This window comes from Burkholderia ubonensis, from assembly GCF_001718695.1.
Classification (GTDB): Bacteria; Pseudomonadota; Gammaproteobacteria; order Burkholderiales; family Burkholderiaceae; genus Burkholderia; species Burkholderia ubonensis_B.
This window is the reverse complement of sequence record NZ_CP013420.1, coordinates 882901-908481: the sequence shown is the minus strand read 5'-3', so window position 1 is coordinate 908481 and position 25581 is coordinate 882901. Positions and strand designations below refer to the sequence as shown.

Annotated in this window: 27 protein-coding genes and 1 pseudogene; 18 read left to right on the top strand and 10 right to left on the bottom strand. The window is 63.8% G+C overall.

What is annotated here, in order from left to right; genetic code table 11:
- The 7 genes from WJ35_RS04060 to WJ35_RS04040 all read left to right on the top strand — a co-directional run bounded on the left by WJ35_RS04060 (nucleotide 1) and on the right by WJ35_RS04040 (nucleotide 6603).
- A complete protein-coding gene (locus WJ35_RS04060) occupies nucleotides 1-3393 on the top strand; it encodes a host specificity protein J (protein ID WP_069238778.1) in 3393 nt (1130 codons plus the stop codon).
- The gene (locus WJ35_RS32010) at nucleotides 3393-3701 is read left to right on the top strand and encodes a hypothetical protein (protein WP_230459669.1); all 309 of its coding nucleotides are present in this window, start codon (nucleotides 3393-3395) and stop codon (nucleotides 3699-3701) included. The genes WJ35_RS04060 and WJ35_RS32010 overlap by 1 nt, the downstream gene beginning before the upstream one ends.
- Before the next feature lie 2 nt (nucleotides 3702-3703).
- Nucleotides 3704-4420 (top strand): hypothetical protein, encoded by a 717-nt coding sequence (locus WJ35_RS29495; protein WP_080484221.1) that lies wholly within the window; start codon nucleotides 3704-3706, stop codon nucleotides 4418-4420.
- 41 nt (nucleotides 4421-4461) lie between these two features.
- Nucleotides 4462-4674, top strand: a complete 213-nt coding sequence (locus WJ35_RS32705; RefSeq protein ID WP_034193187.1) for a phage holin — start codon at nucleotides 4462-4464, stop codon at nucleotides 4672-4674.
- Complete coding sequence (locus WJ35_RS04050) at nucleotides 4667-5164, top strand: lysozyme (RefSeq protein ID WP_069238777.1); 498 nt, start codon at nucleotides 4667-4669, stop codon at nucleotides 5162-5164. Before WJ35_RS32705 ends, WJ35_RS04050 begins: the two co-directional genes overlap by 8 nt.
- Nucleotides 5164-5652 carry a DUF2514 family protein gene (locus tag WJ35_RS04045; protein ID WP_069238776.1) on the top strand — a complete coding sequence of 163 codons (489 nt, stop codon included), beginning with the start codon at nucleotides 5164-5166 and terminating at the stop codon, nucleotides 5650-5652. The genes WJ35_RS04050 and WJ35_RS04045 overlap by 1 nt, the downstream gene beginning before the upstream one ends.
- 132 nt (nucleotides 5653-5784) lie before the next feature.
- Nucleotides 5785-6603, top strand: coding sequence for a hypothetical protein (locus WJ35_RS04040; RefSeq protein ID WP_069238775.1), 819 nt, complete (start codon nucleotides 5785-5787; stop codon nucleotides 6601-6603).
- 96 nt (nucleotides 6604-6699) lie between these two features.
- Here WJ35_RS04040 and WJ35_RS04035 read toward each other — a convergent pair whose 3' ends face one another.
- Nucleotides 6700-6954, bottom strand: a complete 255-nt coding sequence (locus tag WJ35_RS04035; RefSeq protein WP_059461727.1) for a hypothetical protein — start codon at nucleotides 6952-6954, stop codon at nucleotides 6700-6702.
- Nucleotides 6955-7032: 78 nt separating this feature from the next.
- Between WJ35_RS04035 and WJ35_RS04030 the strand changes: the two genes are divergently transcribed.
- Nucleotides 7033-7719 (top strand): SOS response-associated peptidase, encoded by a 687-nt coding sequence (locus WJ35_RS04030; protein WP_069238774.1) that lies wholly within the window; start codon nucleotides 7033-7035, stop codon nucleotides 7717-7719.
- Nucleotides 7720-7750: 31 nt separating this feature from the next.
- Here WJ35_RS04030 and WJ35_RS29490 read toward each other — a convergent pair whose 3' ends face one another.
- Entirely contained in the window at nucleotides 7751-8575 is an 825-nt protein-coding gene (locus WJ35_RS29490; RefSeq protein WP_080484219.1) for a toll/interleukin-1 receptor domain-containing protein, read from the bottom strand.
- A gap of 773 nt (nucleotides 8576-9348) precedes the next feature.
- Nucleotides 9349-10077 carry a lysozyme inhibitor LprI family protein gene (locus WJ35_RS04025; protein ID WP_041493960.1) on the bottom strand — a complete coding sequence of 243 codons (729 nt, stop codon included), beginning with the start codon at nucleotides 10075-10077 and terminating at the stop codon, nucleotides 9349-9351.
- 647 nt (nucleotides 10078-10724) lie between these two features.
- On the opposite strand from WJ35_RS04025, the gene WJ35_RS04020 reads away from it, so the two are divergent.
- Nucleotides 10725-12164, top strand: coding sequence for a PAS domain-containing sensor histidine kinase (locus WJ35_RS04020; protein WP_034193189.1), 1440 nt, complete (start codon nucleotides 10725-10727; stop codon nucleotides 12162-12164).
- Between the two features lie 79 nt (nucleotides 12165-12243).
- Here WJ35_RS04020 and WJ35_RS04015 read toward each other — a convergent pair whose 3' ends face one another.
- Both WJ35_RS04015 and WJ35_RS04010 read right to left on the bottom strand, forming a co-directional pair.
- Entirely contained in the window at nucleotides 12244-12708 is a 465-nt protein-coding gene (locus WJ35_RS04015; RefSeq protein WP_011884706.1) for a plasmid fertility inhibition factor family protein, read from the bottom strand.
- Between the two features lie 612 nt (nucleotides 12709-13320).
- Complete coding sequence (locus WJ35_RS04010) at nucleotides 13321-14064, bottom strand: DUF695 domain-containing protein (protein WP_014722976.1); 744 nt, start codon at nucleotides 14062-14064, stop codon at nucleotides 13321-13323.
- A 120-nt stretch (nucleotides 14065-14184) separates the two neighbouring features.
- Here WJ35_RS04010 and WJ35_RS04005 point away from each other — a divergent pair, with 120 nt between their 5' ends.
- A complete protein-coding gene (locus WJ35_RS04005; protein ID WP_011884709.1) occupies nucleotides 14185-14493 on the top strand; it encodes a hypothetical protein in 309 nt (102 codons plus the stop codon).
- A 270-nt stretch (nucleotides 14494-14763) separates the two neighbouring features.
- On the top strand, nucleotides 14764-15237 hold the full coding sequence (locus WJ35_RS04000; protein ID WP_069238773.1) for a VOC family protein: 474 nt from the start codon (nucleotides 14764-14766) through the stop codon (nucleotides 15235-15237).
- Between the two features lie 101 nt (nucleotides 15238-15338).
- On the opposite strand, the gene WJ35_RS03995 is transcribed toward WJ35_RS04000, so the two are convergent.
- A complete protein-coding gene (locus WJ35_RS03995) occupies nucleotides 15339-16310 on the bottom strand; it encodes a sensor domain-containing diguanylate cyclase (RefSeq protein ID WP_011884713.1) in 972 nt (323 codons plus the stop codon).
- A 228-nt stretch (nucleotides 16311-16538) separates the two neighbouring features.
- On the opposite strand from WJ35_RS03995, the gene WJ35_RS03990 reads away from it, so the two are divergent.
- Nucleotides 16539-16754, top strand: coding sequence for a hypothetical protein (locus WJ35_RS03990; RefSeq protein ID WP_046427098.1), 216 nt, complete (start codon nucleotides 16539-16541; stop codon nucleotides 16752-16754).
- A 160-nt stretch (nucleotides 16755-16914) separates the two neighbouring features.
- On the opposite strand, the gene WJ35_RS03985 is transcribed toward WJ35_RS03990, so the two are convergent.
- Entirely contained in the window at nucleotides 16915-17538 is a 624-nt protein-coding gene (locus WJ35_RS03985) for a phospholipase D family protein (protein WP_069238772.1), read from the bottom strand.
- A 235-nt stretch (nucleotides 17539-17773) separates the two neighbouring features.
- Here WJ35_RS03985 and WJ35_RS03980 point away from each other — a divergent pair, with 235 nt between their 5' ends.
- From WJ35_RS03980 to WJ35_RS03960, 5 genes and pseudogenes are all read left to right on the top strand, one after another.
- On the top strand, nucleotides 17774-18826 hold the full coding sequence (locus WJ35_RS03980; protein WP_060237313.1) for an NADP(H)-dependent aldo-keto reductase: 1053 nt from the start codon (nucleotides 17774-17776) through the stop codon (nucleotides 18824-18826).
- A 160-nt stretch (nucleotides 18827-18986) separates the two neighbouring features.
- A pseudogene (locus WJ35_RS03975) lies at nucleotides 18987-19176 on the top strand (LysR family transcriptional regulator); the annotation flags it as partial.
- A gap of 153 nt (nucleotides 19177-19329) precedes the next feature.
- On the top strand, nucleotides 19330-20469 hold the full coding sequence (gene mnmH / locus WJ35_RS03970; protein WP_069238770.1) for a tRNA 2-selenouridine(34) synthase MnmH: 1140 nt from the start codon (nucleotides 19330-19332) through the stop codon (nucleotides 20467-20469).
- Complete coding sequence (locus WJ35_RS03965; protein WP_060238848.1) at nucleotides 20466-21524, top strand: permease; 1059 nt, start codon at nucleotides 20466-20468, stop codon at nucleotides 21522-21524. The genes mnmH and WJ35_RS03965 overlap by 4 nt, the downstream gene beginning before the upstream one ends.
- Before the next feature lie 152 nt (nucleotides 21525-21676).
- The gene (locus WJ35_RS03960; protein WP_060238845.1) at nucleotides 21677-22099 is read left to right on the top strand and encodes a hypothetical protein; all 423 of its coding nucleotides are present in this window, start codon (nucleotides 21677-21679) and stop codon (nucleotides 22097-22099) included.
- A gap of 48 nt (nucleotides 22100-22147) precedes the next feature.
- Here WJ35_RS03960 and WJ35_RS03955 read toward each other — a convergent pair whose 3' ends face one another.
- Together WJ35_RS03955 and nodI are read right to left on the bottom strand one after the other, a co-directional pair.
- The gene (locus tag WJ35_RS03955) at nucleotides 22148-22981 is read right to left on the bottom strand and encodes an ABC transporter permease (RefSeq protein ID WP_060238843.1); all 834 of its coding nucleotides are present in this window, start codon (nucleotides 22979-22981) and stop codon (nucleotides 22148-22150) included.
- Nucleotides 22982-22987: 6 nt separating this feature from the next.
- Nucleotides 22988-23902 carry a nodulation factor ABC transporter ATP-binding protein NodI gene (nodI, locus tag WJ35_RS03950; RefSeq protein ID WP_060238840.1) on the bottom strand — a complete coding sequence of 305 codons (915 nt, stop codon included), beginning with the start codon at nucleotides 23900-23902 and terminating at the stop codon, nucleotides 22988-22990.
- Nucleotides 23903-24255: 353 nt separating this feature from the next.
- On the opposite strand from nodI, the gene WJ35_RS03945 reads away from it, so the two are divergent.
- On the top strand, nucleotides 24256-24753 hold the full coding sequence (locus WJ35_RS03945; RefSeq protein ID WP_069238769.1) for a universal stress protein: 498 nt from the start codon (nucleotides 24256-24258) through the stop codon (nucleotides 24751-24753).
- A 111-nt stretch (nucleotides 24754-24864) separates the two neighbouring features.
- Here the strand turns inward: WJ35_RS03945 and WJ35_RS03940 are convergent, their stop codons facing one another.
- Nucleotides 24865-25572, bottom strand: a complete 708-nt coding sequence (locus WJ35_RS03940) for a DUF2939 domain-containing protein (RefSeq protein WP_069238768.1) — start codon at nucleotides 25570-25572, stop codon at nucleotides 24865-24867.
- Nucleotides 25573-25581: the final 9 nt, after the last annotated feature.

Sequence of the window (25581 nt, the reverse complement as noted above, 5' to 3'; positions counted from 1 at the left end):
ATGCGCATTCGAGGCTCGAAGGGCGGCGGATCGAGCGGTACGCCAACGCAGTCGCCGGATAGCCTACACTCGATCGCCTATGCGAAAGTGCTCGACGTTCTGTCCGAGGGGCCGATCGGCGGTCTTGTGAGCGGGTTGCAGTCCGTGTATCTGAACGGCACGCCAATCCAGAACAGCGACGGCTCGACGAACTTCGCGAACTACAGTTTCGACGCGCGTACGGGCACGCAGGATCAGACCTATCTCGCCGGGTTCCCCGCCGTCGAGAACGAGATCGCCATCAGCACGCCGCTGACGTCGGATGCTCCTTGGGTTCGCCAGGTGCAAAACACGCAGCTCACGGCCGTACGGTTGCGGTTCGGCGTCCCAGCGCTGCAGGTGTCGGACGCGACGACCGGCAATGTCACGGGCTACCGAGTCGAATATGCGATAGATCTCGCCGTCGACGGCGGCTCGTACTCGCAGGTCGTTTCCGGTGCGTTTGATGGCAAGACGACGTCGCTCTACGAGCGCAGTGTTCGCATCGAATTGCCGGCCGCGACTTCGAGCTGGCTTGTGCGTGTGCGCCGCATCACGCCGAACGCGCATAGTTCGCTGATCGCGGACACGATCAATATCGAAGCGATTACCGATGTCATCGATCGCAAGTTGCGTTATCCGATGAGCGCCCTCATCGGCCTCACGTTCGATGCGCAGTCGTTCAGTTCGGTGCCGACGCGTTCCTACGACATCTACGGTCTGTTGATCCGCGTCCCGACCAACTACAACCCGGTGACGCGCGCATATACCGGCGCTTGGGACGGTACGTTCAAGACTGCATGGTCGAACAACCCTGCATGGGTCTTCTACGACCTCGTGCTGAACGCGCGCTATGGGCTTGGCAACCACGTCGACGCATCAATGGTCGACAAGTGGGGGCTGTATCAGATCGCGCAGTATTGCGACGTGATGGTCGCAGACGGGAAGGGCGGCCAGGAACCCCGGTTCACGTGCAACTGCGTGATCCAGTCGGCGGCCGACGCGTTCAAGGTGCTGCAGGATCTCGCGACTACGTTCCGCGGCATCGCGTATTGGGGTCCGGGATCAGTCGTAGCGAACGCGGACATGCCGTCCGATCCAGTCTATGTGTACACCGCGGCGAATGTCGTTGGCGGCCAGTTCAAGTACGTCGGCTCTGCACTCAAGACTCGCTACACGACTGCGCTGGTGAGCTGGAACGATCCAGCGAATCAGTACAAGCAGGCCGTCGAGTATGTGCCTGATGAGGACGGGATCGCGCGCTACGGCGTCACGAAAGCGCAGATCACCGCGTTCGGGACAACGTCGCAAGGGCAGGCGCACCGATTGGGGCTCTGGACACTGCTGACCAGCAGGTACGAAACGAACACGGTTTCGTTTTCGGTCGGACTCGACGGTACGCTCTGCGCACCTGGGCAAATCATCGCCGTCGCGGATCCGGCGAAGGCCGGCAAGAGAATGGGTGGCCGCATCCGCGCGGTGAACGGCGCCGTGATCACGCTCGACAAAGCACCGAGCGTCTCAGCCGGTGACGTGTTGACCGCGATCCTGCCCACTGGCGTAGCGCAGAGGCGCACCGTCAGATCGTCTGCTGGCGACGCAATCACGGTGGACAGCGCCTTCGATACAGATCCGGTCGTCGGGGCCGTGTGGATGCTTGAAAACACGACCCTCAATGCGCAGCTGTTCCGAGTGATCAGCGTGCAGGAGGCATCTGACAACGACCAGATCACGTACACGATCAACGCTGCCCAGCATGAGCCCGGCAAGTATGCGGCGATCGACAATGGTGCGGCGATTCAGGTTCGGCCGATCACGGTCATCCCGCCCTCGGCACAGGTTCCGCCGGCTAACGTTCGGCTCTCGACGTACTCGGTGATCGACCAGGGCATCTCAAAGGCCGTCATGGTCATCGCATGGGATGCTGCTGCGAATGGTGTGAGCTACCTTCCGGAGTGGCGCAAGGATAACGGCGAGTGGGTGTCAGCTAACCAGACGGGCGGCCTGCAGGTTGAGGTGTCGGGCATCTACCGCGGCACCTACAGCGCGCGCGTCCGTGCCGTCAACGGGATGGGGGTGACCTCTGTTCCCGCCTATTCCGCTGACACCACTCTTACCGGCAAGACGGGGCTCCCGCCGGCTGTAGCGTCGCTCTCGACCGCCACGCAGGTGTTCGCGATCGAGGTTGACTGGACGTTCCCAGCCGACGGGACTGCTGGCGATACGCAGCGCACCGAGATTTGGTACAGCAGGACAAACGATCTCAGCACTGCGACGAAGCTCTCGGACTATGCGTTTCCGCAAGCGCGCGCGAGTTTGATGGGCCTCGCAGCAGGCCAATCGTTCTTCTTTTGGGCGCGCCTTGTTGATACGTCCGGGAACATCGGTCCTTGGTATCCGTCTGGCGCTGGTGTGAATGGGCAAAGCAGCAGCGATGCGACGCCGATTCTTGAGTACCTCACTGGGGCTATCACGAAGACACAGCTGGGTACTGATGTCCTGACTCCCATCGACGCGATTCCCGGTTTGCAGCAGGACGTAAGCGATAACGCGGCAGCGATCACGATTGAGCAGCAAGCACGGTCCACTGCTGACGCAGCGCTCTCGACGCGGATCGATCAGGTGAGTGCTCAGGTCGTTATCCCACCAATGGCTGGCGACAGTGGGGGATATGCCGGATCGACAACGGTCTATGCCGGGGTGTGGTCTGAACAGTCTGCGCGGGCTGAGGCGGATTTGGCGCAGGCGCAGAAAACGGATACCGTTACCGCTCAGATGCAGTCATCCGTGGCAGCGCTGTCTGCTGCCGTGCAGACCGAGACCACGGCGCGAATTGCGGCTGACTCAGCCACGGCGGCACAGATTACGACCGTACAGGCGCAGGTCAATAGCAACACGGCTGCAGTCCAAACGAACGCTGCTTCCTATGCCGACATCAACGGCCGAGTCGCTGCCTCCTATCAGATCAAGACTCGGGTCACGACAGGGGGGCGCACGTACATGGCCGGTATCGGCGTTGGCGTAGATAACACTAGCGGCACGGTCGAGTCCCAGGTGCTGGTGGCAGCACAGCGCTTTGCGATCCTCGACGACGCCGGATCGACGGTGTCGTCGCCGTTCGTGGTGCTGGGTGGCCAAGTATTTCTGTCGCAGGCGTTCATCGGTACCGGCTGGATCACGAATGCGATGATCGGCCAGACGATTCAGTCGACAGCCGTGGGCGCAAACGGTCAGCCGCTCTGGATTTTGGATAAGGCCAATGGCATTACGTTCAATGGCCCGAACGGCGGAAGTGGTTATCTGAACATCAACTCGAGCACGCTAACGGTCTACGACAGCAACGGCACGCTGCGCGTGCGCCTGGGGATCTGGTAATGACGGCAGGTTTGCAAATATGGGATGGCTCTGGCCGCTTGCTGCTGGATGCCACATCGCGCGCGGGCCGAGTGATGGGCATTGTGCGAGCGGAGGGCGTAGCGGGCAGTGCGTCCGCCGACCTGTCGAGCGGGACGCCTTTCTGGGCGTTCATGCCCGATTGGATCTTCAAGCGGGTATCGGGTGCCGAGCCGTCTCCCATCGTGTCAATTGGGTCAAGCGGAATCAGCTGGACATACAGCCCGAACTCTGGCGGATCGAATGCCTATAACCCGGTTCCGGGATGGCTTGTATTTGGAGTGTATTAAGGATGACTGCAGGCTTTCAGGCATTCACGGATACCGGGCTGTATCAGATCGATGGAATGACGCCGAACTATCAGTTGGTCATGTCTTCGTCAGCTGCATCGACAAGCACGACATTGCTGTTGGCGAGAAACGACGCTGGAAATCCTTTTTATACGACGCTTCCAGCGGTGTCGTTTACGTTCACGGCGAATCAAGCACCGATGTACGGTGTATATGCCGAAGGTGGAGTGGGAATAACCCTCTGGAATGCAACGGCATCTGGCAATACGTACACGCTCACATTCATCACCGAGCAGCCATGCACCGTTCACTTCTTCATGTTTGACAAGGTTCCTCCGCCGAGCGGCAATTTCGGTCTGCAGGTATTCAGCTCGAATGGAACGTTAATCGCGGATTCGTCGAGGCCGTTTCTTCGGGTTATCGATGTCATCTATAAGGAGTATTTGCCTGGAACTGGATGGGTTGTTACTGGTTCTCCATATCCGACGTGGGAATCAAAAACGTACAGCACTCCTATTATTGTGTCAGCCATCTATTCAGTGCATAAGGCTTGGAGCTATGACCCTGCCGGCGTTGAGCTGACATCTATTCGAGTTAGTGGTAACACAGTGTCGTGGGGGACGACGATGTACGGGGGTGGCAAGACATCAAACTTCTCGGGGTTCAGTGAGCAATATCACTCGCGCTTCATGGTGTTGGATGGAACTGGAATCGTGTGATTGGCCGCTTTCGAGCGGCCCTTTGTTTTTTGGGGGAATGGATGCAAGTTAGTCCGACGGAGGCAGCAAGCTACGCCGGTAGCGGCGTGGCTCTTGGAGCGTCGCTGACACTTACTCAAGTGGGTGTGATCGTGGGTATCGCAACAGCAATCCTGACGTTCGCGTCCAACTTGTATTTCCAGTGGCGAGACGACCAGCGCAAACAGCGCGAATCCGATCTGCGGATCGAAGATATGGAGAAACACGATGGCTAGTGCGCCGAAGAAAACTCTTGCGGGTGTTGTTGGGGCTGCTGCGGCAGCCCTTTTGCTTTCTATCGTGCCGCGATTTGAGGGGCAGGTGCTCGTCGCGCAGCCGGATCCGATCGGCATCGTGACTGCGTGCAACGGCGATACGAAGGACGTGAAGCTCGGGCAGCGCTTCACGCCGGAAGAGTGCCGCGCTCGGCTCGAGCAGCGTTTGATCGAGCATGCCGATCCGGTGTTGAAGTGCACCCCGGCGCTGAAGGGGCACCCGTACCAACTCGCGGCCGCGGTGAGTTTCGCCTACAACGTCGGGCCGCGCGCGTACTGCGCGAGCACAACTGCTCGCCGGTTCAATGCGGGCGACTTGCGCGGCGCGTGCCGCGCGATGAACGAATCGGACAGCGGCAGGCCGCAGTGGGTGACGGCCGGCGGTCGCGTGCTGCCCGGATTGGTGAAACGGCGCGCAGACGAGCGCGCGCTCTGCGAGAGGGGGCTGTGATGCTGAGAATCATCATTCCGTACCTGATTGCTGCGATCCTCGGCGCGTCGGCTGGGTTCGAGGTCGAGCACCTGATCAGCGCGCGGCGGATCGCCGATATGCAGTCCGATGCGGCGATCGCACAAACGAAGGCGGTCGAGGCCGCCCGTATAGAGGAACAACGCCGCACCACGGCGCAAACGGAGATCGCAAATGACGCGAACCAAAAACGTACGGCCGCGCTCGCGGATGCTTTTGCTGCTCGTGCTGCCGCTGGCAGCCTGCACCAGCGCGTCGATCAGCTCGTCGCCGGCGCCCGCCATCCCGCCGCTACGACCGGAGGCGCGCCAGCCGGCGACGCCCTCGATCTGCTTGCCGACGTGCTCGGCCGCGCTGACCAGCGCGCGGGCGACTTGGCAGAGTACGCTGACCGCGCCCGCATCGCCGGCCAGCAGTGCGAGCGCGACTACGACGCGCTGACTGTGGGGACCGCCCAATCGAAGAACTGACGTAGCGCAGGATTACTTGCGCGCAGTGCGGCCGGCGATGTCCGGCCGCAAATGGATTGTGTGGATCATGAAAAGCTCTGTAAACTTCATATAAACGAAGTGAAGTTCATCAACTAGCGCCTGAGACCGAAAATGAAAAAAATCCTCGCAGCACTGGCATTCCCACTTTGCATTTCCATGGCCGCATGCGGTGGCGGAGACGGTGATTCGCCCGCGGCACCCAGCAAGTTTGCGGTGAGGCTGACGTTCTCTGGTGTTCCGCTCGTCTCGGCGCCGAAGACGGCGCGCATGGCGGCGACTGACGTGGCATCTGGCGCAAGTGCGACTGACTCGTCGTCCGCCGGCCAGGCGACGGTGAACGCCCTGCAGCAGAAGTTCAGCGACGCCGGTACCGGCATCACTGTCTACCCCGGCGTGATCGATGGAACGACGCTGCATCAGATCGTGATGTCAGTGAATAACGGCGTCGGCCCGACCGATGACGAGATCAAAAATGCGAAGATTCCGGTCGTGAGCTCGGAATGGATGGTCGTAAATTTCCAGCTGGATGATATGCAAACGGGCCGCAATGACCCGGCTCAAATCGCTGCGCTGGATCAGTTCAAGAAAGACCTCATCGTCTTTCAGAATCGCGCATATATCGAAGGGAAAAACATCTACAAGGTTGCGCCGATCCGCACCTGCGACCTCCCGGCCGGGCAAACCGCTGCCGATGGCCTGATTGACGTCCTTCTCGATGTTCCTGGGAGCGGGTATGTCATGGGTGTCGACAGCGCTCCGGATGCATCGCATATGGGTGCGGACTGCCGGACGCCGGATCAGGCAACGCTGGACGCACACGTCAGCGCGATCGTGACGCCGATCGTCGCCAGCTACAACGCGGTCAATGCGTACGTGAACGACTGCCGCGCCCATCCGGAAAACCATCCCGAGGGTTGCAAAGGGCTGTAACACATCGGGGGCGTTTGCCCCTGATGGTTGTGAGATCAGGGGTGCCTCCTTGTAGGCTCTCGTGACGCACCGGATCTATCAAGCGGGTCATCGGTCCTACGTCCTTCGCTCCTCGTCCTGCAACAGCCGACGCAGCTTGTACAGCGCGACGAGGTGTGCCCCTCCCGTATCCTCGTTCCAGACCGTCTGTACGATCTGGCGGTATTCTTCCGCTTCTGCGATCACCTTCCGCATGCGCACGATCTCGATGATGAGCGTGCGCACCTCGTGCCCGTCGGGATACCGGCGCCATATTTCCCGGAGCTGGCGCGCGGTTGGCGACTGGATCGAGGGCAGCGGCGGCTTCGGCATGACGGCGTAAATACTGTATGGATATACAGTTTATCGCGGAGTAAGATGGGGCCGTCAACTCGAAAAAGTGGGGACAGCATGTGCACCAACTACGTGGCACCAGGCGAAGACCCCGGCTTGAGCGAGCTGCGGATCGACAGCTTCGTCGACCTCTATCGGCGGCACCCATGGAAGCCAGAGATCTACCAGGACTACGACGCCCCGATCGTCGGCTATGTCGACGGGCAGTTCAAGCCGCTGATCGCCGGTTTTGGCTTCTGGCCGCGCACTCTGCAGCAGGCCAACATCGAGAAAGCGAAGGAAGAGGGCCGGAAGCCGCCGATCATGCGCAGCACGATGAACGTGCGCGACGACAACCTCGGGAAGTCGCCGCTGTACGGGCCGGCGTGGCGCGCCGGCCGGCGCTGCCTGATTCCGGCGAAGTGGATCTACGAGCCGAACTGGGAGACGGGCAAGCACGTCCGGTATCGGATTGGCCTAGCCGACTGGCGGCCGCTGTGCGTTGCTGGTATCTGGCGCACGCTGCAGCGCCCAGATGGTACCGAGCACCACACCATGGCGATGATCACGGTCAACGGCGACGAGCATCCGGTCATGAAGCACATGCACAAGCCAGGCGACGAGAAGCGGTCGGTCGTGATCCTGCGCCCCGACGACTGGGAGGAGTGGCTGACCACGTCGAACGTCGAAGCCGCGCGCGCGATGTTGCAGCTTTATCCAGCCGACGATATGAATGTTGAGCCGGTTTCGGACGCCGTTTCTTGAAATCTGATCGATTTTAGACGCTGTACTTTCCCTAAGCGTCGGTATCATCTTGGCCGTTATCTTTTCCTTTATTAAAAATCTGTCTATTGATTTCGTCTACAGCATTTTGACGGGTTTTTGCGCGAAATGCTTCCATTTCATGGTCGGTCCACTTGTATTTTTTCCCGTCGGGCGCCACGATATCGCCTTTTGAATTAACATATAAATGTTTGATATCTGCTTGGATTGCCTTATTGAGTGCAGAAATCGATGGTCTTATTTTTACGGATTCTTCGATTGCATTTACTCGACCGGTGAGTGAGCGGGTATTTTCTAGTATTTCAGAAAGGATATCCTTTTCGTCTCGCTCGGGAACGTCAAAAGCAGGCTCGTTTTCGTCTAATGATTTTTTGAATTCTTGGGTGAATTGTGGCCAGTAGGTCTCAAAAGATCGTTCGAGTACCTGATGAGATAGCATTTGGTCAACTGGAAGGCAACCATTGAGGGTGCGAACCAGCTGCCACATGCTTTCTTTTTCCGGGATCGTGTGATTGAATTGTGCGAGTGGATTTTCGACGTCTGCCGGTGTAAGGTCTATTAAAAAAGTGCAAACCCGGCTTGCGGATAGCCCTTTTGCTAGGGCGCCGGACTCGAAAAGTATCCACGGCTTGTTTTTATTTTCTTGCGTGAGACAAACAATACCGATTGATGTGTCTTGGAGCTGCGTTTGAATCTCGTTAAACCAAATCGCGCCGCGATCGATATTTTGGGTGGATACCCAAGGGCGAGCAGCTTGGATGACGCATCTAATCCATTCGTCCAAGACCTCTGCAACTGCCCTGCTGCGCGCACCAGACCAACTGATAAATATTTTCATGACTTCGATGCCCCGAATGGTCGATTATGTAAGTTTTCTGAAAATTTGACGACGCTCGACCTTGTACGCTTGTTTGAGCGGCATCAGGTTAGGATCATAGCGCGGACGCGCGTACGGCGCCACGCGCAGACCCTGGCGCGGACATCTGGTGGAAGGCCTGTTTCGTGACAGTCTAAGGGGCGACGATTTCGGTACGCTGACGCCAGACTAGGGCAAATTTCTTGGAAGATGGGCTAAAGGGGCATTGCCGAGTCTAGTTCGGACACTACTATAGATTCCAATGTTCCTCCCTAACCTTTTGATTTGTATGAATTATGTATAAGGATTGTGATTCCTGTTGTCGTGGGTTCGAGTCCCATCAGCCACCCCAAAGAATTCCTAGCGGTATCAAGTTGTTGAAAACGGCACTGTCCTTCAGGACAGTGCCGTTTTTGTTTTGGCATTCCCGAATTGGGAATTGCGCGCGGTAACGCTTTACGAGCTATGTGAAGTCGCAGGGGCGGGCAGCCGTCGCCGGACGCATGCCGATCCCGCAACGCACTGGGTCCGCCTTTGCCGGGTCACGAATACGTGCGCCGGCTCCCAGTGCCGAGTCCGTCGCGCGGCAGCGGTGCGCTGCCGGAAACGGCTCGCGGCCGAGCAGTCGCTTCTCGTCGCGCCGTTGAAGCCGCGCGCGTCAGCCGACGCAAGCCACCCGAACCCGGCCCGGGACCCGCGGCGAACCCAGACAGCGTCCCTCATCGAGCGGAGTTTGACCCGCGGCGGTCGCCGTCCTAGTTGTCTTGAACGGCCGCGTCACCGGTCTGGGCAATCTTGGATAGCACGCGCTTCTGATATGCATACCAGGACATCAGGCAGTCTTTATCGCGGCAATTTTTTTCTCGAAAGTTCCATTGCCGCCTCGTTCTATTATTGAACGCCGTTTTGTCTACCGCGGCCTCCTTGGCCTGACGGTACGTGTCGGCGAGGTCGCGGTCAGCTGCCGCCAAATCCGGATCGTGACAGATCAGAAACTCTGGAATCGACTTCGCCTTGCTGCAGTCGAAGCTCGTTTGCTGGACGGGGCCGTTGGCAGAGTCATGCTGAGCGTCGGTGGCGGGTGTGGTCGTGGTCGGTGGTTGCAGCACTTGCGATGACGATGTTGCACCGACCGGAGCTTGGCTCACGGTCTGACTTGGCGCTCTCTGGCCGAACGGAATCAGTTGCCCGGCTACGGCATCTTCCACCATTCCATTCAACAGGGATCCCGGCGCAACACGTATGGTTTCCGTCTTTACCACCATATCTCCGGCCATAGTCTGCGATTTTGCGAATTCACAGGGCGCTTGACACGCGACGCGCGTCGAAAAATTCGGATTATCTTCGTCGATCAACAGCAGGATGTACGTGCCGTCGCGAAGGCCGACGTATCGCATCATGACCAAAGGCTTGGCCGTCTTTCCGGCACGAATATCATCTTCGCTTAGGCCCGGCTCGTAACCATAAGTCCCGTCCTGATTGATGGCGTAATTATGCCGAGGCGCGGGCGGGGCAGTGGTGGTCGTTTGCGTCGGAGAAACCTGAGAGGCCGGGGCAGTGTCACTGGCCGCGGCAGGTGCCGCCGTTGTGGTTGCCGAATGAGTGTTGTCCTGCTTCGAATTACATCCCGCGAGAGCTGCAACGACAAGCAGCACAGGGCCAATATGTTTCATGGTCTTCCTCGTTTCTTGTTTGATTTAGTATTTCCATTGCGACTAGCAGATTTCGCTGCACGCACATGCGCCTAAGGTGCGCTTGCGAGTCGATCATGTCAGTCGGCCGCGGGCATCGCAAGCGGCCCATCGCATAGCCGAGCCCGCTACCTACGGTCTGGTTCAAGGTTATTTGTTTTGTTAACTAATTTGATGCTAAATCAGTATGCCGGTGTTGACTTGGATCAGTCGGTGGCTGAAGGTGTCAAATCAGCATTTTTTTCTGATGGACACAAACGGGGAAGCAGCACGATCGCTTTTGGCGCCCCTATTTTCAGCATGATTACCGCCGCAATATCACCGCCAATTCGACCGCGGTTTATTCTGTCGATATCCGACACAAGGTTTATGGAGGAACGAGCGCCTTGGAATATGCCGAAAACGGACCGAACGGCGGGCAGCCGAGCGAGGCGATCGCCATGGTTTCAGCGGAGGAGCGCTACCGCTCGCTGGTCGACGCAATCCGCGACTATGCGATTTTTCTGCTGGACCCGACTGGCCATGTCGCCAGCTGGAACGCCGGCGCGGAGCGTATCAAAGGCTATCGCGCCGACGAAATCATCGGCCAGCACTTCTCGGTCTTTTACCCATCCGACGCGCAACAGCGCGGCTATCCGGCGGAAGAACTCGCTCGCGCCGTCACGCTCGGACGCTGGGAGGACGAAGGGTGGCGCATACGCCGCGATGGTTCGAGGTTCTGGGCCAACGTCGTCATTACGCCGCTGCGAGACCGCGACGGCATGCTGGTCGGCTTCGCGAAAGTCACGCGCGACCTGACCGAGCGCCGCAGCAATGAAGAGAGACTGCGTCAGAGCGAAGAGCGCTTGCGTTTGCTGATGGACGCGGTCGAGGATGCCGTTTTCATGCTCGACCCGGACGGTCACATCACCAGCTGGAACGCCGGTGCGAAGCGGCTCAAAGGTTTCGAACCGGCGGAGATCATCGGCCACCACGTGTCGCGTTTCTATCCGGCGGAAGACATCGCGGCGCGCAAGCCGGAGAGGGAACTGGCGACCGCGGCCGCACAGGGCCGGGTGGAGGACGAGGGCTGGCGGCTGCGCAAAGACGGATCGCGTTTCTGGGCCAACGTCGTGATTACGGCGGTCTACGGTCCGGCCGGCAAATTGCTGGGCTTCGCGAAAGTCACGCGCGACATGACCGAGCGTAATCGCCTGAAGCAACTGGAGTACGCAAGCGAACTCGCGTCGCGTATCGAGACGGCCCGCGAGGAAGAAAAGAAGCGGATCTCGCGAGAACTGCACGACGACCTCGGCCAACAACTGACGGCGCTGAAGATGGGCCTGAACAGGCTCGTGACGCAGGATGACGCGACGCCGAGTGCCCAAGCGGCCCAGCTCGCCGACAGCATGCGCGCCGCGCTCGACCGCGCGATCCTGTCGGTGCGGCGCTTGTCGGCCGGCTTGCGGCCGGCGATCCTGGACGATCTCGGCCTGCTTCCCGCGCTCGAGTGGCTGGTGGACGACTTTCGGCAACGCTCCGGCTTGCGGGTGCTGTTCCACACAGAGCGTTGCGATGTGAGATTCACGGACGCCGCGTCGACGGCGTTGTTCCGCATCGTCCAGGAGGCGCTCACGAACATTGCGCGGCACGCATGGAATCCGACCGAAGTCCGGATCGCATTCCGTTGCACGGAATCGCAATGCGACCTGTCGATCGAGGACGACGGCGAGCCGGCCCCGTCAACCGAGCGCCCGCCGGCTGCGGTTCACTCGTCGGGGCTCGCCGGCATTCGCGATCGCGTGCGACGGCTTGGCGGCACGAGCGTCGCGGAGCCTTTACCGTCGCGGGGCTTCGGCATCAGTCTGTCGGTCCCGCGCAGATCGGTCACGACCGACTGAGGCCAACGGCACAACGTCGTCGTGCCGTGCTCCAGGACGTCGAGATCGAACCGGCCGCCACTACCGACCCGATCGAACGTCACATACCGCAATAGCGCGCGAGCAAATCCGCTTCCGTCTCATGCACCTCCACCGGCACGCGCGTCGCGCCCGCGTGCGCCAGATAGCGCGCGCGATGCTGCCCGTTCCGGAACGACGCAACGCCGGTCTTCGACAGACTCGGGATGCCGAGCAGCGTCCGCGGCCGCGTCTCGCGGAACGTGATGAACGGCATGTCCGGAATCCGCGCCTTGTCCGGGTCGAGAAATTCGCGAATGCCGGCCGCCTTGCCGGGCGGCCAGTCCTGAACGGACGGCAGCACGTAATCGGTCGTGTCGCGGTCCGCGCACGCGAGCAGCCGACGCAGGTCGATGGTCACGACGCGATGTCGCGAGTCGTCGGATCCGAATACCCGCTTGAGGTGCGTATAGGCGTAGGCGGCGTGTCCGGGCAACGGAACGATCCAGACGTCGACGCCGTCGTGTTGTGCCTGAGCGAGTGTCATGGTTTGCATCGTATGGCGGTGATTTCTATAGCTCGACTGTCGCAGTGCGGCGGCCTCCGTCCGCAGCGGAATGCGGCGACAGGGGCGCACGAGCAGCTAGCGTGCAATCCGCGCCGCGCTCGTCGACGCGTTCGCGATCATTCCGAGAATAACGGCACCGTGCGTCCGGAATTTATTCCCACGAGCGAAATTCACACAAGATTCACGCGGTGCAGCGCGCATCCGGACGCGCCGGCACATCGCGGACGCGGCGCGTGCCGCGCGGAGGGAAGCAACGGAATTCGCCGACGAAGGGTGCAAGCGTCGCTGTCGCCGAGTGCGATCGACACTGGCGCTTGCCGGTTGCAAGGGTGAGTTGTCGCACAGACGGTTGCGCGCGCCACGATCACAATCCGACGAGTTGACCGTTCTCCCCGGCCCGGTCAACGTTTCCCCGCTCGCTCGTGCAGGAGCGGGGACTTTTTGCAGGCCGGATGCGTCAGTGGCTGTCAGGGCTCGAGCGAGCGCTCGGGACGACCGCGTCTATAGGTTGATGATGCCTATTTCCGCCGATGCGCCGCCGGGGCGTCTCGGCCCGCCAGCCGTCAGCGCGCGCGCTACGCTCCGGCCCGCTCACCCAGCCTGTTCGACGCTCGTTTCCCAACCGTCGTAGTTGCCGCCGAGCGCGCGCACCTCGCGGTTGATCTCGAGCGTATGGCGCGTGATGTCGGCCAGCGCCATCGTCCCTTCGTGCGCGAAGCGCACGGCCGATTTGCCGTCCTCGGTCGGCGCGACCGATTCGACCAGATAGCCCTTCGATTCGGCCCAGTCGGCGAACTGGTGCGCGTCGCTCGGATCGGGGAAGTAGGCCCAGTGCGCCACGCGCCGGCTCACGTCGCCGACGTCGCCTTTTTGCAGCAGGGCGTCGAGCCCGCGCATGTCGCGCATCAATTGCCAGTCGTCGTCGGTCGGGTAGAGCGTGCGCCAGTAGGTCTCCTTGTCCGGATCCTCGTGGTATGCGTATTGAAGTGCGTAGGCCGTCTGGTCGGCCAGCGCGTCGACGATCCCGGCCGCGGTGTCTTCGTCGAACGACACGTAAAACAGGAAATCCTGGTTGTTGTCGACGGTGATGCGGCCGACCTGTACGCCGTTGCGCCCGGTCACCGCGGCGTCCAGCAGCGTCTCGACGCGCGTGAGTTCGGCGAATTCGTCGCTGCCGGGCAGGCCGTCGGGCGTCGGATGCGCGAGCGCGACGCGCACGCTGAGCAGCGACGTGCGCGGGTCGGTCTCGGCGATTTCCGCGAACGCGTGATTGAAGCTGATGAAAGCCTGATGGTCGCCCATTCTGGCCGGGAAGGTTCCCCAGGCGTCGGTCATGTGTTTCTCCGGTGCACGATGGTCTGTTGACGGTTGCAAAGCGTCTCAATGTATCATCGAAAATCGCGTCGGCCGAAGCCGCGCGCGCGGCCGGTCGCAACCGTTTCGAAGGAGAGGTCGATGTCGATGTTCGCGGTGAATGGTGTCCGAATCGATGTGCGCAGCGCGCGGGTGACACACGTGCGCTGGGCGGCCGTCAACCCAACGGACCGCTCGTGGGCCGCGGCGCCCAGCGAGGCGACGGTCGCGGAGGTCGCCCGCGCGCTCGCCGCCGGCGCCGACGTGTTGGCCGTGTTCGACGAAGCGGACGCAACGGCCGTCGGGCCGAGGTTGAAACGCGTGCTGTACCGCGACGCATCCGAAGGGATCGAGCTCGACATCGACGCGACGAACGAGTCGCGCACGCTGCGCGACCTTCCGCAAATCTGACGGCAACTGCGGTGCGCGCCCGCACTGCGCAGCGCCGCACGACGACCCATCCCGCCGCGGCAGCAAACGCGATGCCGCCGGTCTCCAGCGCGCCGTTGGCGCCGCACCGCGCTCGCTGCCCGCGTACGTTCGTGCCGGTCCGGCACGTCGCAAAAAAATTTCCGAACCGATGTCGATTTCAGTCGAGCCCGTTCGTCGTGTCATCGGCGGCGGATGCATCGCGCGTCCGTTCCGTTTCCGATACGACAACTCACTGAAGGAGCGACACCCATGACCACGTCCGTCAAACCGATCCCGGAGGGGATGCGTACGCTTACGCCGCACCTGATCTGCGCCGGCGCCGCCGATGCGATCGAGTTCTACACGCGCGCGTTCAACGCCACCGAACGGTTCCGCCTGATGCTGCCCGACGGCCGGCTCGCGCACGCGTGTCTCGCGATCGGCGATTCGACGCTGATGCTCGTCGACGAAATGCCCGAGCACGGCGCGCTCGGACCGAAGGCATTGAAAGGAACGGCCGTCTGCCTGCATCTGTTCGTGCCGGACGTCGATGCGGCGATCGCGCAGGCTGTCACCGCCGGCGCGAAGGTCACGATGCCGGCGGCCGACATGTTCTGGGGCGATCGCTATGGTCAGGTCGAGGATCCGTTCGGACATCGCTGGTCGCTCGCAACGCATCAGCGCGACCTGACGCCGGAGCAGATCCGCGACGCAATGGCCAGCGCGCCGCCTTGCGGCAACTGACCGCAGCAGGCAGGCCCCGCGGGGCCGACGCAGCGGGCTGAACGCCGCAGCCCCGGCCGCGCGCCGCCGCGGCATCGGCATCGGCAGCGGCGTGCCGGCGCTCAGCCGCCGGTGGCCTTGCCGCGCCGCTTGTCCTCGTACATGCGCCGGTCGGCCGAATCGAGCAGGTCGGCCACCGTGCGATGACGGGCGGGATCGTAAGCGACGTGGCCGACGCTGAAGCGGATCGCGTAACCGCGCGCGTCGTCCGCGTTGCGCCGCTCGAGCGCCTGCTTCACGCGTTCGATCGGCTCGCCGACGTCGGCCGGGTCGATCGCGCTCAACAGCACGACGAACTCGTCGCCGCCGAGCCGGGCGATCACGTCGCTGTCGCGCAGCGTGCCGGTGAGCGTCTGCGCGAACGCCTTCAGTGCACGGTCGCCTTCCGCATGGCCGCAGCGATCGTTGATCGCCTTGAAACCGTTCAGGTCGAAGAACAGCAGTGCCGCTTGCCGGCCCGTGCGCTCGCACAGGCCGAGCACCTGACGCGCGAGAATCTCGAAGCCGCGCCGGTTTGTCAGTTGCGTCAGCTCGTCGGTGGTCGCGAGATGGAGCGCCGCGATTTCGCGTTCGGTCATGTGGGCGAGATCGCCGAGCAGCGCGAGCTCGTCGGCGCACAGCTCACGCGGCCGCGTATCGATCAGGCACAGCGTGCCGACCGGCGCGCCGTTCGGCGCGGCAAGCGGACGGCCTGCGTAGAAGCGAATGCCGGGCTGGCCGGTGACGAGCGGGTTGTCGTGGAAACGATCGTCGTTGAGCGCGTCCTTGACGACCATCGTGTCGTCCGCGAGCAGCGCATGCGCGCAGAACGACACGTCGCGCGAAGTCTGCGTGGCGTCGAGCCCCGGATGACTCTTGAACCACTGGCGGTCCTCGTCGACGAGGCTCACGACAGCGATCGGCACGTCGAACAGCCGGCGCGCGAGGCGCGTGATGCGGTCGAAGCGTTCTTCGGGCGGCGTGTCGAGAATCGACAATGAATGGAGTGTGGCGAGCCGGGCCGTCTCGTCGGCCGGTTTGGAAGCAATCTGCATGGGTCTTTGTCTCGGGTGCCGGCATGGGCAGCCGGTCATCGAACGAATGTCGCCTCGCGCGGACACGACGTAGCAGGCGGGCGGCGGTTGCTGCCGAAGGCGCGCCGACGAGCGACTGTGAATCAGTATCGCGCATTCTCCATCGCGCCGCCAGAACGGGCTGGGCGCTCAAGCCGCCCGCTGCGAGGCCGTAAACAGGGGCGAGATCAATCGTTCCGCTATCGCCTCATGGTCCGTTTTCTGTATGCAGCGTATCTCGCGTTTGCGCTGTATCTGCTCTATCCGATGGTCCAGAACACGCTGGCCTTCAGTGCGGGCTGTATCGTCGGCGCGCTGCCGGGCGGTGCGCGCGACGTGCCCAAGCCTTCCGCGAGCGACGCGCATCCCGGGCAATGTGTCGCGACGGCGCAGAGCGGTGGACGCTCTTCTGCCGAGATCCACTGACGTCGCTCGTTCGTACCGGCTGCGCTAGCGTCGTGCGTGCGGGGCTGGCCATTCGGCCAGGTTGATGCGTGCGCCGTCCACGCGGATCATGGACGACGTCGCGGTGCTTGCCGACTGCGGCGTGCGTGAACGGCCACGGCGATCGCGCCGATGCGGCGCGTCAATACGATGAGCGATACGGCGTGGCCTGGTCGAAACGGCTTTGCCAGTGCGTGAGATAGCGCGACGCCAACTGCGGGTTGTTCCACACGACGATGACGTTCTCGGAGTTGCGCGCCGCCGCGGACGCGCTGTAGTTGAACGATCCGGTCTCGACGTGTTCGGCGTCGATCACGAGGTATTTGTCGTGATGGATCGCATACACGTCGATCGTGCGCGTCGGAATGCCCGCGTTGACGAGCAGGTTCAGCGCCTGCTTGCTGTTTTTCGCGCGATTGCCCTTGTCGTCGACGACGACCGCCACGTTGACGCCGCGCCGCTTCGCGGCGAGCAGTGCGCGCGTGACGGCGGGCGACGTGAACGAGTAGGCCGCGACACGGATCGAGCTGCGTGCTGCGCCGATTGCCTTCAGCACGAGCGCTTCGGCGCCTGCGTCGGGCGAGAACGCCGACTCGACGACCTGGGTGGCGGGCGCCTCGTGCGTCGGGGCCGGCAACAGGCGCGACACGAAATCGATCGCCTGCTGCAGCAGTGACTCGGTCTGCGTCTTTCCGAATGCCGCGTACGGCGTGACGAGCAAGGAAGAGGCAACGCAAACGGCGGCAAGGCGATTTCGCGACAACATCGTGGACAACGGATGATTTTGAGACAAGGGGCGTGAGTGTAACGCAGACAGGGCGGCGCGGCCACGCCCGGATGTGGATGCAACGGACGACGTGGCGGGTGCGGGTACCGGGATCGCCCGCGGCAACGTGCGGCGCGCGGGCAGCAGGCGGTCCGTAAGCGTACGCGCGGCCCATCTGAACGGCGCGCGCCGATGTGATAGCGTTCCTGCTTTCCACCGACGCGACAGGAACAGCATGGAATACCGCACACTTGGCGATTCGGGCATCGAAGTCAGCCTGATCGGTCTCGGCACGATGACGTGGGGCGAGCAGAACGCGGAGCGCGACGCGCACGCGCAGCTCGACTACGCGATTGCGCAGGGCGTCACGCTGATCGACGCCGCGGAAATGTATCCGGTGCCGCCGAAGCCCGAAACGCAGGGACGCACCGAGCAATACATCGGCACGTGGCTCGCGCAGCATCGCGCGCTGCGCGACAGGCTCGTGCTCGCGACGAAGATCGCCGGCCCGGCGCGGCAGCCGCACAATCCGCGTCATATCCGCGGCGAGGGCAACCAGTTCGACCGCAAGAACCTGACCGAGGCGCTCGACGGCAGCCTCAAGCGCCTGCAGACGGATTACGTCGATCTCTACCAGCTCCACTGGCCGGACCGCAGCACGACGACGTTCGGCCGTCCCGCGTATCCGTGGATCGATGACGCGTATACGGTGCCGATCGAGGAGACGCTCGCGGTGCTCGCGGATTTCGTGAAGGCGGGCAAGGTGCGCGCGATCGGCGTGTCGAACGAGACGCCGTGGGGCGTCGCGCAATTCCTGCGCGCGGCCGAGAAGCTCGGGCTGCCGCGCATCGCCAGCATCCAGAACCCGTACAGCCTGCTGAACCGGACCTTCGAGAACGGGCTGTCGGAATTCACGCATCGCGAAGGCGTTGGCCTGCTCGCGTATTCGCCGCTCGCGTTCGGCTGGCTGTCCGGCAAATACGAGAACGGCGCCCGTCCGGCCGGCGCGCGCATCACGCTGTTCGAGCGCTTCCAGCGCTACAGCAAGCCGCAGGCGGTCGAGGCGACGTCGCGCTATGTCGCGCTCGCGAAGCGGCACGGCCTGTCGCCGGCGCAATTCGCGCTCGCGTTCGTCAACAGCCGGCCGTTCCTGACCAGCAACCTCATCGGCGCGACGTCGCTCGAGCAGTTGAAGGAGAACATCGGCAGCGTCGACGTCAAGCTGTCCGACGAGATGCTCGCCGAGATCGACGCGCTGCACGAACGGCAGCCGAACCCCGCGCCGTAAGCGTCCTCGATCAACGCGCGGTATCGCTATCGATGCTGCGAGGTCGCTTCATGGCGCAGCGTGGTCAGCGCATCCCGAGCCGGATGCGCGCGCTCGGCTGTGCGGCAAGACCGAACGGCGCCAGCCCATCAGGTACAGTCCAGGCGCGAGCTGGTTGCCGGGCGGCGAGCGGCTGCTGCACTTCGCACGGCTGCCTGTTGGAGGTCGAGCACGCGATGAAGGAAATCGGCGCGCTGCAAGCGCTGTATGGCAGCGTGTTGAAGATTGTGTGCCCGGAGGGATTCTTGAGCGAGTTCCTGCCCGGCGCGCTCGCCGCCTTCAAGGCGCGCCGCGCCGGTTTCTCGTTGTGGCGCCCGTGCGCGCGTTTCGCGATCATCTGGTCGACGCGATGAGCGCCACGCCGACCGCACGCCGCCGGCGACGCCCGGCCGTGAGATAATTGCGAATCCGCCTTCCGTGCCCGTGCGGCTCGCCGAGCCGCATCGCCCCTGTTCGACGCCAAATTGAAGAACCTGATTGTCACCCTCGATCGCGCCGGCGAGTTCGACGAGATCATCGACGTGCGCACGCCGCTCGAGTTTGCCGAGGACCACATCCCCGGCGCGCTCAACGCGCCCGTGCTGAGCAACGAAGAGCGCGTGCTCGTCGGCACGATGTACCGCCAGGTGTCGCCGTACGAGGCGACGCGCGTCGGCGCGGCGATGGCCGCGCGCAACATCGCGCGCCACCTCGACACGACGTTCGCCGACCGGCCGCGCAACTGGCGGCCGCTGGTTTATTGCTGGCGCGGCGGCAAGCGCTCGGGGTCGATGACCGTGATGTTCAACATGATCGGCTGGCAGGCGCGCCAGCTCGACGGAGGCTACAAGTCGTACCGCCGCGCGGTGTGTGAGGCGCTCGATACGCTGCCGACGCGTTTCCGCTATATCGCGCTCGTCGGCCATACCGGCTGCGGCAAGACGCGTCTGTTGCAGGCGCTGGCCGATGTTGGCGCGCAGACGCTCGATCTCGAGGCGCTCGCGTGCCACCGCGGTTCGCTGCTCGGCGCGCTGCCGGGCGTTCCGCAGCCGTCGCAGAAGATGTTCGACACGCGGCTCGTCGAGACGCTCCGGCGCTTCGATCCGGCGCGGCCTGTCTTCGTCGAATCCGAGAGCCGCAAGATCGGGCTCGTGCAATTGCCGCTCGCGCTGCTGCAGGCATTCCACGCGGGGCCGTGGGTGCAGGTCGACGCGGCGCGCAACGAGCGCATCGCGTTCCTGCTCGACGATTACGGCCATCTGTTCGACACGCCTGACGCGTTCAAGGCGCAGCTCACGCGACTGATCGGCCTGCACAGCCGCGAAGAAGTCGCGCACTGGAGCGCGCTGATCGACGCCGATGCGCGCGCCGACCTGTTCCGCGCGCTGATCGACCGGCATTACGATCCGGCGTATGCGCGGACCTATCGTTCGTCGTACGACAGACCGAACCGCGTGCTGACGTTCACGTTCCGGCCGAACGCAGCGGACGCGCGCGATCAGGCGCGCGCGCTGCTCGATGCGCTCGCGCAGGCCGGCCTGCCGGCATCGCCCGCGGGCGATGCGGCGGCGCGTGCCGATACCAATACCGATACCCACAACAACGCAACGACTCCCACACGATGACAACCACACGCACTCAACCGAATCCGGCGCTCGGCTGGATGACCTTCCTGCTGATCGCGGTCGCAGGCCTGTTCTACGTGAAATGGTTTCCGTACTACAACAAGGCGTTCCTGGCCGCCGAGCATCATTCGATCGGCCAGTCGATCCTGATGGGGGCGGCGTCGGCGCCGCCCGAGCCGTCGCTGAAGGCCGCGCTCGACTACGCGTGGGCGTACGGCAAGGCGATCTGGCAGGCGATGGTGCTCGGCCTGCTGCTCGGCTCGGCGGTGCAGGCGCTGCTGCCCGCGCACTGGGTCGCGCGCGTGCTCGGTAAGACGGGCTTCGGCAGCGTCGCCGCGGGCGGCCTGCTGTCGCTGCCGGGCATGATGTGCACCTGCTGCGCGGCGCCCGTCGTCGCGGGCCTGCGCGAGCGGCATGCGTCGCCGGGCGGCGCGGTGGCGTTCTGGCTCGGCAATACGGTGCTGAACCCGGCCGCGCTGGTGTTCATGGGCTTCGTGCTCGGCTGGCACTGGAGCGCGCTGCGGCTCGTGCTCGGCATCGCGATGGTGTTCGGGATCGGCTATCTGCTGAACCGGCTCGCGCGCCCGGACGACCGCAGCATCGACGACACGCGGCTCGCCGCGCTGGTGGCCGAGCAGGCCGCGGCCGGCAACGCGTTCGCGCGCTGGATGAAAATCCTCGCGCGGATGACCGTGCGGCTCGTGCCCGAATACCTCGTGCTCGTGCTGCTGCTCGGCGCGGCGCGCGCATGGCTGTTCCCGCATATCGGCCCGGACATCGGCAACCATGTCGGCTGGATCGTCGCGTTCGCGGTCGCGGGCGCGCTGTTCGTGATTCCGACGGCGGGCGAGGTGCCGATCATCCAGGCGATGCTGTCGCTCGGCATGGGCGTCGGCCCGGCCGCCGCGCTGCTGATGACGCTGCCGCCGATCAGCGTGCCGTCGCTCGCGATGCTTGCGCGCGCGTTCCGGCCGGCCACGCTCGCGCTCGTCACGGCGCTCGTCGTCGCGTTCGGCATCGCGAGCGGGCTGCTCGCGATCGCGCTGGGGTTCTGACCGCGGGCCGCGCGGGGTCGAAGACGTCCGGCGGCGATTGCGGTGCGAAGGCGTCTTCGGGGGCGCGCGCCTGCCCCCATAATCACCTTATTCATCCGGCGCCGCCGCTTCGCGCGGGCGGCGCCATTCACAAGAAGCAATCAGGAACTCGCATGACCCAACCCAAGATTCATCCTCGGCTCGAAAAGGCGCTGACGCGCGGCGATCTCGCGATTCGCCAGGCCAATTCGGCGCGCGCGACCGCCGTGCTGTCCGCGCTCGGCGCGATGATCGTCGAGGCGTCCGCCACGATCGGCGTCGAGGCCAGCGTCGACATTCCGCAGGGCGAGCGCATCTACGATCCGGTGAACGGCCTGTGGCCGCAGAAGATGCTCGTGTCGTTCGACGGCCCCGTCGAGGACGCGGAGCCGGAAGAGCTGCGCACGGTCTATCTGCTGGCCGACGATCCGGGCACGCAGTTCCGGGTCGAATGGCATCGCGCGGACGGCAAGCTCGGCCGTCACGAGGGCGGCCCACTCGCGACCGTCGCGTTCCTGACCGACGTCGAGATTCCGTGGAGCGACGAAGACGAGTGACGTCGTCGTCGGCTCGGCACACCGGCCGGCGCGGTATGCGCGTGCGCGTCAGCGCATCATCCGGCGCCGGAACAGCCGCGCGGACAGCAGGAAGCTGCCGATCGCATAGGCGGCCAGCACCGCCACGTGCAGGCCGACGTGCGACGCGGGCCGGCCGAGCATCGCGGGCCGGATCAGTTCGACCGCGTGCGCGAGCGGCAGCGCATGCGCCGCGTGCTGCGCGATCTCCGGCAACTGCGTGAGCGGGAAGAACACGCCGGACAGCAGCAGCATCGGCGTCAGCACGAGCGTCTGATAAAACATGAAGAAATCGTATGACGGCGCGAGCGCGGTGACGACCATCGCGGCGCTCGCGAACGCCAGGCCGGCGAGCGCGATCACCGGCAGCGCGGCGAGCATCGACGGAAAGCTCGCATAGCCGAGCAGGCCCGCGACGATCATGATCGCGGAACCCGACAGCATCGCCTTGCTGGCCGCCCAGACGATCTCGCCGAGCACGATGTCGCCAAGCACGAGCGGCGTGTGCATGATCGCTTCCCAGGTGCGCTGCACGTGCATCCGCGAGAAGCCCGAATACATCGACTCGAAGCTCGCGGACATCATCACGCTCGACCCGACCGTGCCCGCCGCGAGGAACGCGATGTACGACACGCCGTCGACGCGGCCGACCATCAGTCCCAGCCCGAACCCGAGCCCGAACAGGTAGATCATCGGATCCGCCAGATTGCCGATCATCGAAGCCATCGCGAGCTTGCGCCACACGAGATAGTTGCGGCGCCACACGGCGGCCCAGTTGGTCGCGTTCGCCGGCATCGCGATCGCAAAGCGCGATTCGCGCGGCGGCGCGGGCGTGGCGGAGGCGGAATAGTTGCGTACGTCCATGAGCGCTCAGTCCTGCATCTCGCGGCCGGTCAGCCGCAGGAACACGTCTTCCAGATTGGCGGGGCGATGCAGATAGCGCAATCCGGCGCGGCCCTTGAGTCGAGCATTGAGCGGATCGGGGTCGCTCACGTAGCAGAACAGCGTCTCGCCGCTGATCTCGGTGCGTTCCGCGAAGGCGGCCAGCTCGTCGCGCAGCGCGGCCGGATCGGCGCCGTAGATCTCGATCACGTCGCAGCCGATTTCCGATTCGATCAGCGCATGCGGCGCGCCTTCGGCGATCTTGCGACCTTCCTCGATCACGCACAGGCGGTCGCACAGGCGCTCGGCTTCTTCCATGAAATGCGTGGTGATCAGGATCGTCTTGCCGTGCGCGAGCAGCGAGCGCAGCCGCTCCCACATCAGGTGCCGCGCCTGCGGGTCGAGGCCGGTCGTCGGCTCGTCGAGCACCAGCACGTCGGGGTCGTTGACGAGCGCGCGCGCGAGCGTCAGCCGCCGCTTCATGCCGCCCGACAGCTCGCTGACCTTCGCGTCCGCCTTGTTCCCGAGCTTCGCGAACGCGAGCAGCGACGGCACCAGCGCGCGGGCGTCGTGTGCCGACACGCCGAAATAGCGGCTGAACACCAGCAAATTCTCGCGAACCGTGAAATCCGGGTCGAGATTGTCGAATTGCGGCACGACGCCGACCCGCTGGCGCGCCCGGCGCGCGCGCGCCGGAACCGGTTCGCCGCATAGCGAGATCGCACCGGCGTCCGGATACGTGATGCCGAGCAGCATCTTCAGCGTCGTGGTCTTGCCGGCGCCGTTCGGCCCGAGCAGGCCGTAGCATTCGCCGGCATGGACGCGAAAGGACAGGCCGTTGACGACGAGCTTGCCGCCATAGCGCTTTTCGACGTTCTGGAAATCGATCGGTGCGACGGACATGGGCAATGTTGTCGTTGGATGCAGCGTGGCGGACACGTCCGGCGACCGTGCGCGCCGAAGCCGGGCGCGAACCGATGCGCCGGTTGACGGTCGCACCGGCATGACGGGAAAGCGCGATACGGCGCGCAACCTGCGCGTGACGCGAACGGGCGGCACGACCGGGCCATTCTAGTGCATTGCCTGCACGCCTTCAGGGCGTGTGCGCGCAGCGCGGTGCCGGCGCATGCCGATCATGCACCGCATCATCGCGGATCGGCCCCACGGGGCGAATCAGCGTTTTCCATCCCTTGCGTCCCGAATTGCGGCGCACCATGATGAATGCGTAGGGTTCGTTGTCTCGTATGGGAGGGCTCATGGCTAGCTACAACAAGATTCTGCTGTGTTATGACGGCACGCTCGAGGGACGCAAGGCATTGCGCTGCGGTGCCAATCTCGCGCTGGACCTGAAGGCCGAGACGCACCTGCTGTCCGTCGTCGACATGCGTTCGAGCATTGCGCAAAGCGCCGGATTGTTGACCGATGTCGCGTGTGGCCGCTTCGAGGAAACGGCGCGCGAAATCCTGCAGGAAGGCGTGGACTGGCTGCGCGAACGCGGATTGCAGGCGGAAGGGCATTTCGCGTTCGGCTACCCGATCGACGAGATTGCCAACCTCGCCGCGGAACTGAAGGTCGACCTGATCGTGGTCGGGCACCGCTGCCGCAGCGGGTTGTCGAGATGGTGGATGGGCTCGGGCAATACGCAACTGCTCGACCGCGTGAACTGCAGCATCCTGGTGGCGTGCTCGTCCGCCGAAGAGCAGAAGGCCGAAATCGCACGCGAGCGCGAGGCGGCTACCGCGAGCGGTAAATAGTGGGCTAATGGCACGAGGATGCACGCGTTTGCCGCATGACCAGCTCGCTGGCTTCGCGATGAGCGCGTGCCGTGTGCCGCATCCGCGGCACCGCCTACCGGCAACGCGCGCTCAGCCGTGCAGGTCGATCGCGGACAGCTTCCACGAAAACAGCCCGACGCGGTGGAGAATCGCCGCGTAGCGCGTCCCATCCGCGTTGCGCTGGTACGTCACGACGAATTCGTCGATGTTCCGGTAGCCCGCGCTCGTTTGCTGTGTCCGACCGGGATCGCTCGCGCCGGCTGGGGCGGGAGCTGGCACCGGGACCGAGGTGGCGCCGCTGGCGGCTGCCGGCACGCTCGCTGGACTGCCGGCGCTCGACGGTGGCACAGCCGGCGCGCTGGCTGGCGCGGTGCCTGACGGCGACCTCGACGGCGAGCCGGCCCATTCGGGAGGCCGTTCGCCGGGACTACCGCGCGGCGGGATGCCGCTCATCAGCGCCGCAACGCCTTCCGGGGTCGCGTAGGCGTCAACCAGCGGCCCGATCAACGCTGAACCGATCAACGCGCCGATCGCGGCGAACGGATTGTTCTGCCGTTTGGCGTCGATCCGGCGCATCAACTCGTCGGTGACCTGCTGCTTCAGGCTGATGCGCAGCGACGGGAAATCCACATACTCGCTGACCGCCTGCGCATCGCGCGCATCGATCGCCGATTTCAGGCGGCCGAGCGCGACGTAGGGCGACGCATACGCGCAGCCGATCGCCGCGATGACGACGGCGGCCAGCACGACGATCAACAGGGGTTTGAGCCGCCTGGGGCGGCCCGGTGCGTAATTCACAATGCCTCC